The sequence below is a fragment of the Muribaculum sp. An289 genome (assembly GCF_002159555.1).
Taxonomy (GTDB): domain Bacteria; phylum Bacteroidota; class Bacteroidia; order Bacteroidales; family UBA932; genus Merdivivens; species Merdivivens faecigallinarum.
Genome location: NZ_NFIV01000006.1, coordinates 41,486 through 59,068, shown reverse-complemented (window position 1 = coordinate 59,068; position 17,583 = coordinate 41,486). Strand labels below are relative to the sequence as shown.

The 17,583-nt window shown below is 51.2% G+C and carries 15 protein-coding genes; 5 read left to right on the top strand and 10 right to left on the bottom strand.

The window, feature by feature from the left end; translation table 11 throughout:
- Positions 1-12: 12 nt before the first annotated feature.
- Positions 13-1,170: a helix-turn-helix domain-containing protein gene (locus B5F83_RS06250; protein ID WP_087278031.1), complete on the bottom strand. Its 1,158-nt coding sequence runs from the start codon at positions 1,168-1,170 to the stop codon at positions 13-15.
- Positions 1,171-1,510: 340 nt separating this feature from the next.
- Here B5F83_RS06250 and B5F83_RS06245 point away from each other — a divergent pair, with 340 nt between their 5' ends.
- Positions 1,511-3,436: a PIG-L family deacetylase gene (locus B5F83_RS06245; RefSeq protein WP_087278035.1), complete on the top strand. Its 1,926-nt coding sequence runs from the start codon at positions 1,511-1,513 to the stop codon at positions 3,434-3,436.
- A 12-nt stretch (positions 3,437-3,448) separates the two neighbouring features.
- Positions 3,449-4,237, top strand: a complete 789-nt coding sequence (gene nagB / locus B5F83_RS06240) for a glucosamine-6-phosphate deaminase (protein ID WP_087278038.1) — start codon at positions 3,449-3,451, stop codon at positions 4,235-4,237.
- Between the two features lie 124 nt (positions 4,238-4,361).
- Here nagB and B5F83_RS06235 read toward each other — a convergent pair whose 3' ends face one another.
- From B5F83_RS06235 to B5F83_RS06210, 6 genes are all read right to left on the bottom strand, one after another.
- Entirely contained in the window at positions 4,362-5,306 is a 945-nt protein-coding gene (locus B5F83_RS06235) for a YitT family protein (protein ID WP_087278042.1), read from the bottom strand.
- A complete protein-coding gene (locus B5F83_RS06230; protein WP_087278045.1) occupies positions 5,279-6,196 on the bottom strand; it encodes a YitT family protein in 918 nt (305 codons plus the stop codon). The genes B5F83_RS06235 and B5F83_RS06230 overlap by 28 nt, the downstream gene beginning before the upstream one ends.
- A gap of 30 nt (positions 6,197-6,226) precedes the next feature.
- Entirely contained in the window at positions 6,227-8,989 is a 2,763-nt protein-coding gene (leuS, locus tag B5F83_RS06225; RefSeq protein WP_087278048.1) for a leucine--tRNA ligase, read from the bottom strand.
- A gap of 56 nt (positions 8,990-9,045) precedes the next feature.
- Complete coding sequence (locus B5F83_RS06220) at positions 9,046-10,365, bottom strand: TonB family protein (RefSeq protein ID WP_087278051.1); 1,320 nt, start codon at positions 10,363-10,365, stop codon at positions 9,046-9,048.
- Between the two features lie 80 nt (positions 10,366-10,445).
- Positions 10,446-11,552: a glycine cleavage system aminomethyltransferase GcvT gene (gene gcvT / locus B5F83_RS06215; protein ID WP_087278054.1), complete on the bottom strand. Its 1,107-nt coding sequence runs from the start codon at positions 11,550-11,552 to the stop codon at positions 10,446-10,448.
- 18 nt (positions 11,553-11,570) lie between these two features.
- On the bottom strand, positions 11,571-12,134 hold the full coding sequence (locus tag B5F83_RS06210; RefSeq protein ID WP_143822483.1) for an SPOR domain-containing protein: 564 nt from the start codon (positions 12,132-12,134) through the stop codon (positions 11,571-11,573).
- Between the two features lie 94 nt (positions 12,135-12,228).
- On the opposite strand from B5F83_RS06210, the gene B5F83_RS06205 reads away from it, so the two are divergent.
- From B5F83_RS06205 to B5F83_RS06195, 3 genes are read left to right on the top strand one after another with little or no spacing between them, the layout of a single operon-like run.
- Entirely contained in the window at positions 12,229-13,602 is a 1,374-nt protein-coding gene (locus B5F83_RS06205) for a DUF389 domain-containing protein (RefSeq protein WP_158094172.1), read from the top strand.
- Entirely contained in the window at positions 13,599-14,744 is a 1,146-nt protein-coding gene (locus B5F83_RS06200; RefSeq protein ID WP_158094171.1) for a CapA family protein, read from the top strand. The genes B5F83_RS06205 and B5F83_RS06200 overlap by 4 nt, the downstream gene beginning before the upstream one ends.
- A 24-nt stretch (positions 14,745-14,768) precedes the next feature.
- Entirely contained in the window at positions 14,769-15,806 is a 1,038-nt protein-coding gene (locus tag B5F83_RS06195) for a PhoH family protein (RefSeq protein ID WP_087278066.1), read from the top strand.
- On the opposite strand, the gene B5F83_RS06190 is transcribed toward B5F83_RS06195, so the two are convergent.
- From B5F83_RS06190 to B5F83_RS06180, 3 genes are read right to left on the bottom strand one after another with little or no spacing between them, the layout of a single operon-like run.
- Positions 15,741-16,565 carry a TPM domain-containing protein gene (locus B5F83_RS06190; protein ID WP_239383836.1) on the bottom strand — a complete coding sequence of 275 codons (825 nt, stop codon included), beginning with the start codon at positions 16,563-16,565 and terminating at the stop codon, positions 15,741-15,743. The genes B5F83_RS06195 and B5F83_RS06190 overlap by 66 nt on opposite strands.
- On the bottom strand, positions 16,531-16,968 hold the full coding sequence (locus B5F83_RS06185) for a TPM domain-containing protein (protein WP_087278069.1): 438 nt from the start codon (positions 16,966-16,968) through the stop codon (positions 16,531-16,533). Before B5F83_RS06185 ends, B5F83_RS06190 begins: the two co-directional genes overlap by 35 nt.
- 11 nt (positions 16,969-16,979) lie before the next feature.
- Entirely contained in the window at positions 16,980-17,567 is a 588-nt protein-coding gene (locus B5F83_RS06180; RefSeq protein ID WP_087278072.1) for a LemA family protein, read from the bottom strand.
- Positions 17,568-17,583 lie beyond the last annotated feature (16 nt).

Below are 17,583 nucleotides of genomic sequence, written 5' to 3'. Positions count from 1 at the left end.
GCTTCTCCCCGCTCATCCCTCAACAATCACAGGGTCCTTGACGGACTGCCTCAACTTGGAACGGGTCCTGCGGCACCAATCGCCTGGAGCCTCCCCGGTATTCAGCCTGAAGGCAAGCGAAAAGGTCGAAAGGGACCTGAAACCCGCAGCATCCGAAAGATCAGCCAGTTTGAGATAAGGGTTCTTGACGAAGAGTTCCATGCAATAGGCCACGCGGTATTTATTCACGACCTGGCTGAAATTCATCCCGAGACCGTTATTGAGCATTCTCGACAGATAAGTCTTGTTTGTACACAATGCCACTGCCATATCGTTGAGCGACAGCTCGGGATTCAGAAAAGGCTTCTGGGACTTGAAATATTCCTCGAACCTGTCCTTTAGCGAGGCATCGTACTGCCTCTGACAGCCCCCGTCTTCACAACCGTCCCCGGACCGCACCGCATCTTGCGCCGTCACATCCAGCAAAGACACCGGCAGGGAGGACGACACCGCCATCTTGACATGCCTCATCAGATACAGGTCGTCACTGCGTATATATGCCAGATGAAGATAAGCCACCGACAACAACGAAAACACCGATACGGACAGGGAGGAAACCGCCCCGCCTCCCATAAGCCCGGACACAGTCATCACCGCAAGATTCAGGAAGAATGCCGAAACGAAGACAAGCTCCCGGGCGTAGAGAAGGGCCATGCCTTCCCTGCACAGCGCGGACATCCCTTTCAGGGAAGCGTGCATATATGATACGAAAGAAGATATCGTAATCCAGCAATAATAGAGTTTCCATACGGTCATAAGCTCCCCTTTCCCATGCCCCATCAGCCGGAACAAAGACCAGAAGACCACCGATGCCGTAAAGGCGAAAGACAATCCTGTAATGAACTTATATAAAAGGCTTTCCCTGTCGGACCACCTCGGCATCAAAGCCATGGGGACCATACAGGACGACTGCAAAGCCAGCAGGGCGAAACCTGTCACAGGGTCATCCACAAACAGATTGAATCCCATGAAAACGGTAAAACACAGATGCACCGGCCAAAACAGCACGGGCTTCCTGTCCACGCCGCTTATGTTTCCCGTCCGGATATAATCCACAAGGTCCCAGACGGATACGGCAAGCCCCACTGCCAACAAAGATAAAACAACAAAACAAAAGGACAATCTTCCCATATCTCCCAAAATTCAATTTACAGTCCTGCGATTCAGAAGCTGTTTAAAATTTTTTTCTCAGAATGTTTGAGACATGCTTTTGTGCAGGTTTTTGTCGTTTTTTGAGGAGAATAGCAGCGCTATTGTGTGATAAAAACGGCAGAAAGATGCCGGAATGATGCCTCAAAGAACTTTTGAAAAAATTTTAAACAGCTTCTCAAAGTTATCCGATATTCATACAGAAGAAAGGGCGCCGAATCCGAATTACATAATCTTGTCAATATTCACAGGCCTTTGTGGTAAAAAAACGGCAATTATCTTTATCTTTGCACATAAAGAATCTAACATTCAGACAACCGAAATGAACGACAAATATTCACTGCCCAAGGACGGAGGACTTATCACAAAGGACATTCCCGAAGACCTGCTTCACAGATATGAGAAAATCCCGGTGACAATCTTCGAACACGAGCAATCGGCGATGCTTTACGTGGCCGACATCGTCTGCGAATCCATAAAGGCACACGAAAACGAGTACAAAGGTTCCAGGCCTTTCGTTTTGGGCCTCAGTACCGGCAAGACCCCCATAGGCCTTTACAGGGAACTTGTAAACCGCTATGAAAGAGGGGAAATCGATTTCAGAAACGTTGTCGTATATTCTCTGGACGAGTTTTATCCGATACAGAAAGAATCTATGCAATGCCGCAACTACTATATAAGGTATGAGTTCCTGAACCTGGTGAACATCAAACCGGAAAACATCCATATACCGGACGGCGGCATCAGGCCGGGCGATGTGACGAAATACTGCGAACGATTCGACAAGTCCTGCAATATCGATTTGATGCTCATGGGTACAGGGCAGAACGGCCAGATAGGCTTCAACGAGCCCGGCGCCTACGAGAAATCGAGGACAAGGCTCGTACAGCTGTCGCACAATACCAAAAAGACACAGTCCATTTTCTTTTCCGGCATGGACCGGACACCGGACATGGCCATAACCATGGGCATAGAGACCATACTCCGCTCGCAGAGAATCATACTGATGGCCTGGGGCGAAGAAAAGACCGACATAACTAAAAGCATTGTGGAAGGCGATGCCACCAACCAGAAACCTGCCACCCTGCTCCAGCGGCACGACAACATAGAAGTAGTTGTCGATGAAAACGCCGCCGGAAAACTGACACGCATCGCCACACCGTGGCTTGTCGGGAAATGCGACTGGACTCCGAAATTCATGCGCAGGGCAGTAGTCTGGCTCTGCGGCGAAGTGCAGAAACCGATACTCAAACTCACGCACAACGACTACATCGAGCATTCCCTGGGGGATTTGCTTGAAGCCAAAGGCCCTTACGACAAAATCAACATAGACGTATTCAACGACCTCCAGCACACAATAACAGGCTGGCCGGGAGGCAAACCGAACGTCAACGACCCTTTCAGGCCCGTACCGTCCACCCCATTCCCGAAAACGGTACTCATTTTCTCGCCGCATCCGGACGATGACGTGATATCCATGGGAGGCACATTCATCAGGCTCGTGGAACACAAGCACAACGTACACGTAGCATACGAGACCTCGGGAGACCTCGCCGTTACGGACGACGTAGTGCTCCAGCACCTTGACACCGTAAGGGAAATCGGCCTCGGCGACAGGTACGACGAAGTGAAAAACATAATCGCCTCAAAGAAAAAGGGGGATTCCGAGCCGCGGGCGCTCCTCGACCTGAAGGCCGGAATCAGACGTGCGGAAGCCAAGGCCGCCGTAAGGTCATTCGGCCTTGACGAAAGCCATGTGCATTTCCTGAACCTGCCGTTCTATGAAACGGGAAGCATAAAGAAGGGCGCACTTACCGATGCCGACATTGAGATAATAGTCAACATCCTGCGGGAAATCAAGCCGCATCAGATATACGCCGCCGGAGACCTGGCTGACCCTCACGGGACACACAGGATATGTATAGAAGCCGTCCTTGCTGCCTTGAACATAGTAAAGGACGACGAATGGCTTAAAGAATGCCACATGTGGCTTTACCGCGGGGCATGGATGGAATGGGATTTGGGAATGGTGGACATGGCCGTTCCGCTCTCTCCGGATGAAATGCTCAAAAAGAGATACGCCATCTACAGGCACCTTTCGCAGAAAGACATAGTGCCATTCCCGGGAAGCGACAACAGGGAGTTCTGGCAAAGGGCCGAAGAACGGACACAGAACACGGCCCGGCTGTACGACAAATTGGGTATGGCCGAATACCAGGCCCTGGAAGTATTTGTTAAAATGTTTTAAAAAAACCAGTATATGAGACTAATCATCAAGAACGACCAGAAAGAAGTCGCCGTATGGGCGGCTTCGCACATCGTAAAGAGAATCAAGGAAAAAGCGGCAACGACAGATGCACCCTTCGTCCTCGGACTTCCTACCGGCTCGACCCCTATAGGGACATACGAAGAACTGATACGCATGCACAAGGAAGGGGCCGTCTCATTCAGGAATGTGATTACCTTCAATATGGATGAATACGTAGGCCTTCCCGAAAGCCATCCGGAAAGCTACCATTCATTCATGCACAGGTATTTCTTCGACCATATCGACATACCGGCCGAAAACATCAACATACTCGACGGAAATGCAAAGGACCTTGCGGAAGAATGCGCCCGCTATGAAGAAAAAATCGTCAGGGCCGGAGGCATCGACCTGTTCATGGGCGGAATCGGCGAAGACGGACACATAGCCTTCAACGAACCGTTCTCGTCATTGAACTCCCGCACAAGGGTGAAAACGCTGACACAGGACACAATCATCGTAAATTCGAGATTCTTCGGAGGGGACATCACGGCCGTGCCGAAGCAGGCCCTTACCGTAGGGGTGGGCACTATAATGGATGCCCGTGAAGTGCTGATACTCGCCCTCGGCCACAAAAAGGCCGTTGCCGTACAGCATGCTGTAGAAGGACAGTACAACCACGTATGGACGGTTTCAGCCCTACAGATACACCCGCACGGCATACTGGTGTGCGACGAACCTGCCGTAGGGGAACTGAAAGTGAACACATACAGGTACTTCAAGGACATAGAGTCCGGCAAATAGTCCCGGGCCGGCATAACCGGACCGGCATAACCGGGCCGAAGCCAAGGCCCTGCATGACAAAAAAAACCGGAGCCGCACAAGCCATTATGGCTATAAGCGGCTCCGTTTTTTTTTCGTAACCCTATTATTCTTCCTTGTTTGCCTTGACCTTTATCTTGTCGAAGCCCTTTCCGTATACACCCATAACAGTTCCGGCGGAAAGGAAAGCCTCCGGATCTATCGATTTGATCATACGCAGTATCGTATTGAGTTCCGCCTTGCGTGCCATCACCATGAGGACTTTGTTGTTTGTCTTGGTATACCATCCCTCCGCATCCATCACGGAAACCCCGCGGTGCATATTTTCCGAAATCCTGTCGGCGATTTCATCGTATTTTTTAGAGAAGATGAATATCTGCACCGACTGTTTGGAACCGGACAGGTACAAATCCACCGTATAGCTGCAACATGCTATCAGTACGAAACCGTAGGTCACAACGGCTATCTTTTCGCCCCAGGTCATAGGATTTCCCTCGGAGTTCGTCATAGGGACAATCAACGATGACAGGACGATGAACACATCTATCGCAAGAATCATCTTGCCAGTAGAAATATTGTGGTATTTTGCAACCATAAGCGCGACTATGTCCGTACCTGCCGTACTTCCGCCCTGCGAAATGGCAAGCCCTATACCGAAGCCGGACATCACGCCGCCGATTACCGTAGCCACGAGTTTTCCGTTCGACTTGCCTATCAGGTCTATGATTTCCGACGGGATGATTTCCGGAAAGAACTGGAACATCAGTGTCGTGATGATAACCGCATAGACCGTCTTTACACCGAAACTCGGTCCGAGGACTTTCAGAGCAATGGCAAGCAGGACGAAATTGACTACGAAGAACGTATACGAAACTTTGATAAGTCCGCCTGTAGCATACTGGATTACCGCACCTATACCGGAAACCCCTCCGCCGACAAGGTTGTTAGGAATGAGGAAGACCGTCCAGCCGAGCACATAGACCAACAGGCCTAAAGCTATCAGAAGGTATTCTTTTACACCTTTCAGGATTTTTTGTCTGCTTTTTTCCATATTTTCTTAACTCCTGTCTTGACTTCTTCGAAACCCTGGCCGAACACTTCCGTAGCCGAACATACGGAAATGAACACATGCTCGTCCAGTTCCTTTACCTTACGTGTTATCTCGGGCATCTGGTTTTTCTTGACCACTACTATCAGCACCTTGCCGTCCTGCTTGGAATACCAGCCTACCGAAGGTACCGCCGTGACACCCCTGCCCATTCCGAGCAGCATGTCCGCGATTTCATCGGCACGCTTTGAAAACACGAGTATCTGTACAGTAGACCTCGAACCGACCATGATGTAATCCAGAGCCGTAGAGAATGCGATTATCGTAAGGTAACCGTAAACCATTTCCTGGAGTCCCTTCCCCGGAACAAGTATTATGGAAGATATGATGAGCAACTCCACTATCAGGTATACCTTGCCTTCGGTTATGTTGAAATATTTCCTTATGACCAGGGCCACGATATCCGTTCCTCCGGTGCTGCCTCCAACCAGGAAGGTCAGGGCTATGCCCGCACCGCTTATCGCACCCCCTATCAGCGCATTGAGAAAATCCTCCTGTATAGGGCTAACCCAAACGCCTTCAAAGACTTTAAGGAATATGGAGGCCATGATGATTGCATAAATCGTCTTGAAACCGAATTTTGTCCCAAGTACGAAAAATCCCACGCCTAACAAAAGGATGTTAAGCACCAGATAGGTAGCCGGGATAGGTATGCCGCCCGTCACCCCATCGCCTCCGGTAGCGAAATTCAGCACCGTCGCTATACCCGTAACGCCGCCACTGAAAAAACCTTTCGGAATCATGAATGCCTGCCACGCAAAAGTATACATGGCAATGCCAAGGGTAATCACAAAATACTCAAAGAGAGTTTTCAGGATTTTAGACTGTTTCATCTTATTTACAATAATTTTAATTTTTCCACATCAGCAGACTATGTTCACTATCTTGTCCGGAACAACTATTATTTTCTTGACACTGGCATCTCCGAGATATTTGGCGAAATCGGCGCTGGCCTTGACGGCTTCCTCCACCTCTTCCTTCGGCAATCCCTTGGCAAGGGATATCTCGAATCTGCGTTTTCCGTTGAAAGACACCGGATAAGTCACATTGTTCTCTACAGTATATTTTTCCACATACTCCGGGAACTGCGCGAACGAGATGCTTTCACCATGTCCGAGACAGCTCCAGAGTTCCTCCGAAATATGAGGGGCAAAAGGAGACAGGACGATGATGAAAGGTTCCAGAATGCTCCTCTTGCGGCATTTCAGCTCGGATAATTCGTTCAGGGCTATCATGAAGGCGCTGACCGAGGTATTGAAGGAAAATGCTTCGATGTCCGACTGCACCTTGCCTATCAGCCGGTGCAGGGCCTTGAGCTCGGCAGCCGAAGGGGCCTCATCGGTCACGGCCAGGGCATCACCGTCGAAGAAAAGCCTCCAAAGTTTCTTCAGGAATCTGTGGACACCGTCTATTCCCTTGGTATCCCATGGCTTGGACTGCTCCAGAGGACCGAGGAACATCTCATACAGACGGAGTGTGTCCGCCCCGTACGTATCGCAGACCACATCCGGATTTACGACATTGTACATGGACTTGCTCATCTTCTCTATCGCATGGCCGCATATATACTCGCCGTTTTCGAGAATGAACTCCGCATCGGCAAAATCCGGCATCCAGTGCCTGAAAGCCTCCGTATCGAGCCTGTCGTTCCTTACGATATTGACATCCACATGGATTTCGGTAGTGTCATACGAATCTTTCAGATTGTAGGATACGAAAGTATTCGTGCCCTTTATCCTGTAGACGAAATTCGAGCGTCCCTGGATCATTCCCTGGTTCACAAGCTTCCTGAACGGCTCCTTCTCGCAGACATATCCCAAATCGTACAGGAACTTGTTCCAGAACCTCGAATAAATCAGATGGCCCGTAGCATGTTCCGTCCCGCCTATGTACAAATCAACGTTACGCCAGTATTCATCCGCCTCACGGCTTACCAACGCATCCCCGTTGTGCGGGTCCATGTATCTGAGATAATATGCGCTGCTACCTGCAAAACCGGGCATAGTGCTCAGTTCGAGCGGATAACCTTCATAAGTCCAGTCCTTTGCCCTTCCCAAAGGCGGTTCACCGGTCTCGGTAGGACGGAAACTGTCTATTTCGGGAAGTTCCAGAGGAAGCCTGTCCTCAGGCAAAGGAGTTGCAATCCCGTCCTTGAAATAAATCGGGAAAGGCTCTCCCCAGTATCTCTGACGTGAAAATATGGCATCACGCAGACGGTAATTGACCTTCGCCTTGCCTATTCCGTGTTTTTCCACATATTCGATGGCCGCCGGGATTGCATCCTTGACATCCATGCCGTTCAGAAAACCGGAATTGCACATCTTTCCTTCCTTGGCATCGAAACTGGACTCCGACACATCGCAGCCCTCTATCAGAGGTACTACCGGAAGCCCGAAAGCCTTTGCGAAGGCATAATCCCTGCTGTCATGCGCCGGAACGGCCATGATGGCCCCCGTCCCGTATCCTGCAAGCACATAGTCCGACACCCACACGGGCACCTTCTCCCCGGTAAGCGGATTTATCGCATAGGACCCGGTGAAAACGCCGGTAACCTTCCTCGTCTCGGAAATCCTCTCCCTCTCAGTCCTTTTCTTTACGGCATCCAGATACTCCGACACCGCGGCCTTGTTTTCAGGCGTAGTCAGCAACTGCACCCAATCGCTTTCAGGCGCAAGGACCATGAAGGTAACACCGAAAACGGTATCCGCCCGGGTGGTAAAAATGACCATGTCATATTCCTGTACGCCGTTGGAAACACGGAAAACGAGTTCAGCACCCTTGCTGCGCCCTATCCAGTTGCGCTGCATGTCCTTGAGCGAATCCGTCCACTCCAAGGAATCGAGGTCGTCCAAAAGCCTTTCGGCATAGGCCGAAACCCTCAGCTGCCACTGCTTCATCTTCCTCTGCTCCACAGGGAAACCTCCCCTCACGGAATATCCGTCCTTCACCTCATCATTGGCAAGCACCGTACACAGGCCCGGACACCAGTTCACCGATGTCTCGCCCTGATAGGCTATCCTGTATTCCATCAGTATGTCCGCACGTTCCTTCTCCGAAAATCCGCGCCATTGCTCTGCCGTAAAAATCTCTACACGGCCGCAGGCGGCATCTACACCGGCATTCCCTTCGGTTTCGAAGATATGTTCGAGTTCGGAAATCGGACGTGCGCGGCCCGCCCCCTTGTCATACCAGTGTGAAAACATTTTAAGGAAGGCCCACTGGGTCCATTTGTAGTATTCGGGGTCGCATGTACGTATCTCGCGCGACCAGTCGTAGGAAAATCCTATCCTGTCCAGCTGGCTGCGGTAACGCTCTATGTTGCGCACGGTAGTCAGGGCCGGATGCTGTCCCGTCTGTATGGCATATTGTTCAGCCGGAAGCCCGAATGCGTCATAACCCATCGGGTGCAGGACATTGAAGCCGCGCAAACGTTTGTAACGGCTATAGATATCGCTTGCTATGTATCCCAAGGGGTGTCCGACATGCAGGCCCGCCCCGGAAGGGTACGGGAACATATCCAACACATAGAATTTGGGCTTCGAGGCATCTTCCTTCACCTTGAAGGTTCCGTGCTCCGCCCAATATGACTGCCATTTGCGTTCGATTTCCTTAAAATTGTACTCCATTTACGTAAGATGTAAGGGTTTCGGCCGCAAATGTAGCAAAAAAATCAAACAGTTTTTCAAAAACCGAAGCGCCCCTCGTTTCCTTTACTGAGTCTGAATTCCACCGGAATAGTAATCTTCGTGCGTACCTTCGTCCCTTTTATAGTACCGGCCTTCCATTTAGGGGACACGGACACGACCTTCACGGCCTCATCGTCCAGCAGAGGGTCCACTCCCTTTTCGACCGTGACATTGGTAAGCTCCCCGTTTTTCTCTATGATGAAACTGATTGTGACAACGCCCTGTATGCCTTTGTCGACAGCCTCCGAAGGGTATTTGAGATAAGCATATACCCATTCGTTCATGAATTTCGCCAAATCGGTATTGTTGAAAAATTTGGGCGGCACATCGCAGTCGGACATCCTGTACACCCTCTCATCGCTGTCGGGAAGGTTGAACCTGAACGGTTTTTCCCTGTTGGCAGCCGAAAGCACGAAATCGTAAATATAGTCCGAAGCATAGGACATTGTCCTGTAATCTATGAGGTTCTCCGTATCGCGCACCGTATTGTACTCGGGATGCGGACCGGTAGTGAACAGCACGGACGGGATTCCGTCATGCAGGAAAACCCGGTGGTCCCCAGTATAGAAATCCTGGGTTATCAATTCGGGATGCAGCGGCTTCAGCTTCCGGGACTGGTCCTCGATGAATGCTTCCACATCGCTGTTGGATGCCGCATAGACATAAAATCCGTTTCCGTCCCGCGCCCCCATGCCAAGCATGTCGAGATTCACCATAAGGTCTATCCTGTCCTTGTCGGGAAAAGACATATTGAGAAAATACCAGGCTCCGGCATGCATCTGCTCGGAGGCCCCGAAAGCGACGAAAACCAGGCTGCGCCTGAACATGAAATCATTTTCGGAGACGATACGGGCCAGTTCCACAAGCATGGCGACCCCGGAAGCGTTGTCATCCGCTCCCGGATAAATCTGCCGCACCTCCTTCCCGTCAACAGTCAGCACATTCTCGCCGATGTTGTCCAGATGGGCACCTATTACTATATAACGGTCCTTCAGTTCCGGGTCGTATCCTGGAACGATTCCGACTATATTTCGCGAAACGAGCCGTCCGTCGGGAAGATCCAACGAAAACTCGTCCCCTTCTACACCGTCCTGCATTTCAAGGCCGGAACTCTCGAAAGCATTCCACACGTATGCCGCTGCGGCCTTTTCGTACTCGGACCCGGAAGCCCTCCCGTGCAAAGAGTCGGAAGAAAGGTAGACGACATGTTTCCTCAGAGCCCCGTCGATATTGAAATCCTGTGCGGACAGAGAAAAAACAGTGAGTGCAGCCGTGGCCGCACCCACCATGAATATTCTTAACGTATTTTCAAGCATGACAAACTAAATTATCCGTTTTCCACGCTTCAAAATGCAGGCCAGTTTCAGAAACCGCCCTGTCCCCATCTTTTTCATCCTTATTTCTTATAGAAAGGAGGCCTTACCACTACGGCTTTCAGCATCCGTCCCCTTACATTTATGAAAATCTCGGAGCCCTGCTTGTGGAGAGGAGCCGCAACGTACGCCATTCCTATTGCCTTGTTGAGATACGGAGCCATGCTACCGGAAGTCACGTGCCCTATTTCCTTGCCCTCGGCATTGCATACAGGATAACCGTGACGGGCTATTCCTTTGTCAACGAGCTCGAAACCTACGAGACGGCGCACTACAGGCGCTTCCTTCTGTGCCAGAAGAAGTTCCCTGTCGAGGAAATCGCCTTTCGTGTCGGCAAATTTGGTTATCCATCCGAGAGAAGCCTCTATAGGGGAAGTCGTATCGTCTATATCGTTGCCGTAGAGGCAGAAACCCATTTCGAGCCTGAGGGTATCCCTGGCACCGAGTCCTATAGGCTTGATTCCTTCAGGTTCCCCGGCCTTGAATATGGCGTCCCAAAGCTGCATGCCGTAAGCGTTGAGGGCATAGACCTCGCATCCGCCCGAACCGGTATAACCGGTGGTGGACAGGATTACGTCAGGAATACCGGCTACTTCCAATACCTTGAAAGTGTAGTATTCCATATCCATGATGTTCTCCTTGCAGAGCTTCTGCATCACCTCCATGGCCTTAGGACCCTGTATAGCAAGCTGGCAGATTTCATCGGAAGCGTTCCTGAGCTCCTTTCCAGGAGTCAGACCGAACCTTTCGCTGAAAGAGCAGAGGTGGTTCCAGTCCTTTTCCACATTCGCCGCATTCACGACAAGCATGAATTTTTCATTGTTGAAGCAATAAACGATTACATCGTCCACGATTCCGCCTTTCCCGTTAGGAAAACATGAATACTGGGCCTTTCCGGGATACAATGCGGACACATCGTTGGATGTAAGATATTGCAGGAAAGCGAGCGCATTCGGTCCTTCCACAAAGATTTCCCCCATGTGGGACACATCGAAAACGCCGACTTTCTCGCGCACCGTCTTGTGCTCCGGAATGATTCCTTCATATTCGACCGGCATATTGTACCCTGCGAAAGGAACCATTTTCGCGCCGAGCGAAATGTGTTTTTCAGTAAATACTGTTGTCTTCATTTTGAGTTATTTTTATAATTAATTGTATTTTTGAGTATTCCATACTATCCAGAAATCAGGGGGAAAATAGTCCTTTCCCCTCACCTCATCGATTTTCCCGAGGATTTCCGCGGCACTCGAAGACGGGAAAAGGGCCACGCCGGTAGCGCCGCTTTCAAAAGGCACGAGCATCGGGGAGTGTCCGTCAGAGGATATCCTCGCAAACAGCCTTTCCGCATTGGCCCTGTTGTTGAAATATCCCATCATCAGGCAGAAACGGCAGTCGGGAACCTCGGAAGGGCGCACCTTCAAATCGGAAATCCGCTTGAAGACGGCTCGTCCGGACTCCATCGCCTCACGGACACATACCGAATCCGACACCCACGCTTCCGCCAGCCCGGCACGCCTGACCGAATCGTCCTGCTGAGCGAGCCTTTCGGCTTCGAGCCGTTCAAGGGCGGCCTCGCGCTTAGCCGACAGTTCGCCGAGTTCATCCCCGGTCGGCCTTCCGGCAAGGACACGGAAAAAGTCGCATCCCGACAGAAGCAGGAGCGCTCCGGCGGCAAACAACGCCTTGAAGATTATGGTAGATGTCGTTTTCATCCATTGCATTTACGGTTCCGCAAAAGTAGCCATATTTACGTTCTTTTCAAAAAAATCATTTATCTTTGGGGATATTAATGCACAAAAGGGAAAAGTGAACAGGTTCAAGGCATATATCCAGAGATTGACGAACATTTCGGATCACACGGACATTCCGGCTGCGGTCTCCAACATCAAGGGCAACATCAATTTCCGCGGCCCGAACGTCTGGATTCTCGTATTTTCCATCATTATCGCATCCGTAGGCCTCAACGTGAACTCCATTCCGGTAATCATAGGAGCAATGCTCATATCCCCGCTCATGGGGCCTATTTTCGGATTGGGTCTCGGCCTCGGCACCAACGACACGGCGCTGATCAGGGATTCGCTGAAGAATCTCGTGATAATGATTGTAATAAGTGTCATCGCATCCTGCCTGTATTTCCTCATTTCCCCTCTGGACCTGGACAAGCCGACGGAACTTCTGGCGAGGACCAACCCGACAATATACGACGTGCTCATAGCGCTTTTCGGAGGATTCGCCGGCATCTTTGAAATATCGCGCCGCGAAAAGGGGACGGTAATGTCCGGGGTAGCGATAGCCACGGCCCTCATGCCTCCGCTCTGTACTGCCGGATACGGGATAGCAAGTGGCAAAGTGCTGTATTTCATAGGAGCCTCCTACCTGTTTTTCATCAACTGCGCCTTCATAATCCTCGCCACGTATTTTTCCGTAAGATACATGAAATTCCCATCGGTAAAATTCGCTGACCCGAGGTCGATGAAACGCACCAAACGCCTGATAAGTGCCGTCGTGGTGATACTCATCGTACCGAGCGTGCTTTCCGCGGTTTCGGTCATCAGGCAGAACAATTTCGACATAGCTGCCGACGATTTTCTCAAGGAAACCGTATCGATAGGCGACAACTATATCTACAATCACAACATAGAACACCACAAAGGCTCAAAACTCGAAATTTTCATGGCCGGACCGCCGCTCACTACCGAAAAGAAGGAAAGCCTGTATGAAAGGGCGGCTGGATTCGGAATCGGGCGGGACCAGCTTGTCATAACCGAAAGCACGGGCAGCGCCGGCGGGAACGACATGAACGAAGAGTTCCTGAAAAGCCTTTACGACATAACCAATGACGAAATCCAGAAACGCGAAAATCTGATTGCGGAACTGGAGGCCGAATTGCGGAAGGTCGAAGACAGCGAAATCCCATACGGGCAGATTGCAAGGGAAATCGCCACACAGATACCCGGCATCACTTCGCTCGCCATACTGAAAGGCGCGAGCGTAGACATGGGGGACGACTACACTACTGAAGACAGAACATACGTTCTCATAAGCTGTGGAAACGACAGTGCGCCCAATATGGAACGGCTGCGCGAATGGCTGTCCGTCAGACTGAACGAGGAGAACCTGTATGTCATGAAAGTCGACAGGAACGTTATCGACGGCATAAAGGAGAAGGATTCGAAATGATGATTGCCGGATTGTTCCTATTGCTGTCCCTGCTTCCCTTCCATCCTCCTTGCACCCTGTCTTACAAGCCGGAAGTACAGCACTGCGACAGCATCAGGCCTTTCGTACAGATAGACCACGCCCGTCCGGACACCGTAGACATCACATTCCTCGGGGACGTGATGATGCACGAAGCCCAGATAGAGTCCGCATACAGGGACGGCGGATATGATTTCAGCGGATATTTCGACAACATCGGCGGCCTTGTTTCCGGTTCCGACCTCACTGTGGCCAACATGGAATTTCCCGTAGGCGTGGAACCTTATACCGGTTATCCGTGTTTTTCCGCCCCTTACGGGATACTTGAAGAAGCCGCATCGCAGGGGATAGACATAATGCTGTCTGCCAACAACCATATATGCGACAAGGGAGCCAAAGGAATAAAATCCACATTGGACAGTTTCCGGAAACTGAACGCAGAATACGGGACGTTGAACACCGGGGTGTACAGAGACCGGGAGGCACAGGAGAAAGCATATCCGCTAATCATAGAAAAAAACGGCATCAGGATAGCCTTGCTGAATTTCACATACGGCACGAACGGGATTCCGGTACCTGCTCCGTACAGGGTGAACGATACGGACACCCTCGAACTCAAGGCTGCATTGGAAAGGGCCGCATCCGACTCTGCGGACATAATAATAGCCCTGCCCCATTGGGGTACGGAATACAGTCCGGTGCATGACCGGCATCAGGAAAGGCTCGCCTCCTGGCTCATGAAAAACGGGGCCGACGCAATCATAGGCACGCACCCTCACACTCCGCAGGACTGCTCTCTGATCGACGGCAAGCCTGTCATATATTCGCTCGGGAACTATATCTCCAACATGTCCCTGAGCGGCACGCAGATAGGGCTTGCCGCCACAGTCAGGATTGTCAGGAGGCACGGGCATGAAGCGGCAATAAAATCGGTTTCGCTCGAATATCTGTGGAGCAGCCGCGCCGGCTTCAAGGAAAAAGGCTTCACTACCGTAATCATCGACGAAATGGAGGGAAAGCGCGACGAGTGGCTCAACACCCATGATTACGACAGGATGATGTCGGCACGCAAGAAAGCGGAGAAAACGGCGGGAACGGCGGAAAACATTTTATTAAAATTATAAGGAAACAAACAACACGGAAAATAAATGGCCGAAACAAAAAAAATCATTCTGAAAGAAATCGACCCAGTGGAAATATACGGGGCGAACAACAAAATACTCGAAACCGTATGCTCATATTTTCCGGAGCTCAAAGTAGTCGCCCGGGGCGATGAAATCATGCTCGACGGAAAAGCCGAAGACATTTCCGGTTTTGAGGGTGCAATCCGGCATCTGATTGAAAAACGGCTTGTAAAACGGAGCCTCACTGCCTATGATGCGGAAGAATACCTCGATTCTCCGGAGGGAGGAGGCAAACCGGAGATACTTCCGGCGGACTCCGTAATAGTATACGGCAATGACGGCAAAGCCATAAAGGCAAGGACTCCGAACCAGATAAAAATGGTGGAAGCATTCTATGCCAACGACTTGATTTTCGCCCTCGGCCCGGCAGGTACGGGAAAGACCTACGTTGCCATAGCCCTTGCCGTAAGGGCGCTGAAAAACAGGGAAATCAGGCGCATCGTACTCACCAGGCCCGCAGTGGAGGCCGGTGAAAGGCTCGGCTTCCTCCCGGGAGACCTGAAAGAAAAACTCGACCCTTACCTGCTTCCGCTTTACGATGCCCTCAAAGACATCATACCCGCAAAGCGCCTTCAGGAATTCATCGAAGACGGCACGATTGAAATAGCCCCCCTCGCCTACATGAGGGGACGCACCCTCGACAGGGCCTGTGTGATTCTCGACGAGGCTCAGAACACCAGCCTCGGGCAGCTCAAAATGTTTCTCACAAGAATGGGGAACGATGCAAAGTTCATCGTAACCGGAGACGCCACACAAATAGACCTCCCTCAAAAAGACTCATCAGGGCTTCTCAAAGGAGTCGGGCTTGTTGAAAAAATCAAGGGAGTCAGCATAATCAGATTCGACCACAGGGATATCGTAAGACATCCGCTCGTAGCGAAAATCGTCAAGGCCTTCGAAAAACACGGTGCCACCGAATCATCGGCTTTGGGCGAATCACCAGCTTCCGCCGGCACCTCCACCTCCGAAGCTGCCTCCGCCGAAGCCTCCGAAACCGCCTGAACCGAAGCCACCGGAACCGCCTCCGAAACCTCCGAAGCCGCCGAAGAAAATCGGTCCTCCCGAAGAACGTCCTCCTCCTGTAAAGGTATCGGAACCTCCGCCGTGCCGTCTGGAGGAAAACGCCCCTCCGAAAATGACAATCATCAGTATCAGGAAGACAAGAGCCCCGATGATGCCCGCTCCGGAATCATCGCCATCCCTGTCAATGTCCGAAACCGATATCTCACCGGATGCCAGCTTCATCAGAATGGTTACGGCTTCGCAAACCCCGCCGTAATAATCGTTTTCCCTGAAATGCGGAATCATCGCATTATCGACGATTCTGCGTGCCGCCGCATCTGGAATCGCCCCTTCAAGCCCGTAGCCTATGGAAATGAAGGCCTCCCCCCTCCCGTTCCCGGTCTTGGGTTTGACGACCACCACTATCCCATTGTCGTATTCCGCACTGCCGACACCCCACTCCTCACCGACTTCTATCGCATACGAAGCTATGTCCAGACCTCCCAGGTTGTTTACGAAAAGGACGGCTATCTGATTGGAAGTACTGTCATTGAAGGCCACGAGCGCCTTCTCTAGAGTATTCCTCTGCTCGGGCGACAGGACAGAAGCGAAATCGTTCACTAACCGCTGGGGCTCAGGACGGGCCGGAATCTGTGCATACAACGGGAAAACCGCGGCCATCACCAATATGGCGGCCGCCACGGCAACAATACGGCTTCCCTGCCTACTTCCCGAAAGAAACCTCATCGCTCTGTTCATTTATATCGTTACTACGGTAAGGGAAAAATTCCTTGAGATTGTCCCCTGTCGAGATTATTGCCCCTACAAGGCCGCCGGTAAAATCTCCCGCCCTGAACCTTTCGGCCATAAAGCGGTAAGTATCATCCCAGAAACCTTTCGGGACGACGGCATCGATGCCGGTGTCACCCACGATTGCAACCTTATGGGACTTTATCGCCAGATATATCAGCACGCCGTTACGGGCAGCCGTCCGGTACATTTTCAGTTTTCCGAATACCTCGACAGCACGCTCATAAGGGTCTCCCTTGCATACGGACTCGATATGCACCCGTATTTCACCGGAAGTATTCAGCTCGGCCTTCTTTATGGCCTCGACTATGCTATCGCACTGTTCCTTTGTCAGAAATCCGGCAGCCGACATCTCGTGGAAGATTAAAATTCAACCTGAGGAGCGACTTCCGCGCCTTCCACCGCCTTGAAATAACCCTTCTCTTCAAATCCGAAGATATTGGCTATGATATTGCTCGGGAAACGCCTTATCATCGTATTGTAGGACTGCACCACCTCATTGAACTTCTTGCGTTCCACGGTTATGCGGTTCTCAGTACCTTCGAGCTGTGCCTGAAGGTCGAGAAAATTCTGGTTCGCCTTCAGGTCGGGATACTTTTCCACTACCACCATCAGACGTCCGAGAGCGGAACCGAGGGCCGTCTGGGATTCCTGGAACTGCTCTATGCTTGCAGCATCGAGCCTGTTCGGGTCTACGGTAACCTGGGTCGCCTTCGCCCTTGCCTCTACAACTTCCTGAAGCGTGCTGCCTTCATATTCCGCATACCCTTTGACCGTAGCCACAAGGTTAGGAATCAGGTCGGACCTGCGCTGATATACGTTTTCAACCTGCGACCACGCGCTCGACGTAGCCTCATCGGCCGTAACAATCGAATTGTACGAATTTTTCACCCACAAAAAGACGGCAAGTACGATGACCGCCACAATAATCCACGGAAGAGCCTTTTTCATGTTCCTTCTTATTTTT

Coding starts and splice junctions, on each gene's coding strand:
- B5F83_RS06250 (WP_087278031.1), bottom strand. CDS start 1,170: ATGGGAAGATTGTCCTTTTGTTTTGTTGTTTTATCTTTGTTGGCAGTG.
- B5F83_RS06245 (WP_087278035.1), top strand. CDS start 1,511: ATGAACGACAAATATTCACTGCCCAAGGACGGAGGACTTATCACAAAG.
- nagB (WP_087278038.1), top strand. CDS start 3,449: ATGAGACTAATCATCAAGAACGACCAGAAAGAAGTCGCCGTATGGGCG.
- B5F83_RS06235 (WP_087278042.1), bottom strand. CDS start 5,306: ATGGAAAAAAGCAGACAAAAAATCCTGAAAGGTGTAAAAGAATACCTT.
- B5F83_RS06230 (WP_087278045.1), bottom strand. CDS start 6,196: ATGAAACAGTCTAAAATCCTGAAAACTCTCTTTGAGTATTTTGTGATT.
- leuS (WP_087278048.1), bottom strand. CDS start 8,989: ATGGAGTACAATTTTAAGGAAATCGAACGCAAATGGCAGTCATATTGG.
- B5F83_RS06220 (WP_087278051.1), bottom strand. CDS start 10,365: ATGCTTGAAAATACGTTAAGAATATTCATGGTGGGTGCGGCCACGGCT.
- gcvT (WP_087278054.1), bottom strand. CDS start 11,552: ATGAAGACAACAGTATTTACTGAAAAACACATTTCGCTCGGCGCGAAA.
- B5F83_RS06210 (WP_143822483.1), bottom strand. CDS start 12,134: ATGAAAACGACATCTACCATAATCTTCAAGGCGTTGTTTGCCGCCGGA.
- B5F83_RS06200 (WP_158094171.1), top strand. CDS start 13,599: ATGATGATTGCCGGATTGTTCCTATTGCTGTCCCTGCTTCCCTTCCAT.
- B5F83_RS06195 (WP_087278066.1), top strand. CDS start 14,769: ATGGCCGAAACAAAAAAAATCATTCTGAAAGAAATCGACCCAGTGGAA.
- B5F83_RS06190 (WP_239383836.1), bottom strand. CDS start 16,565: ATGAACAGAGCGATGAGGTTTCTTTCGGGAAGTAGGCAGGGAAGCCGT.
- B5F83_RS06185 (WP_087278069.1), bottom strand. CDS start 16,968: ATGTCGGCTGCCGGATTTCTGACAAAGGAACAGTGCGATAGCATAGTC.
- B5F83_RS06180 (WP_087278072.1), bottom strand. CDS start 17,567: ATGAAAAAGGCTCTTCCGTGGATTATTGTGGCGGTCATCGTACTTGCC.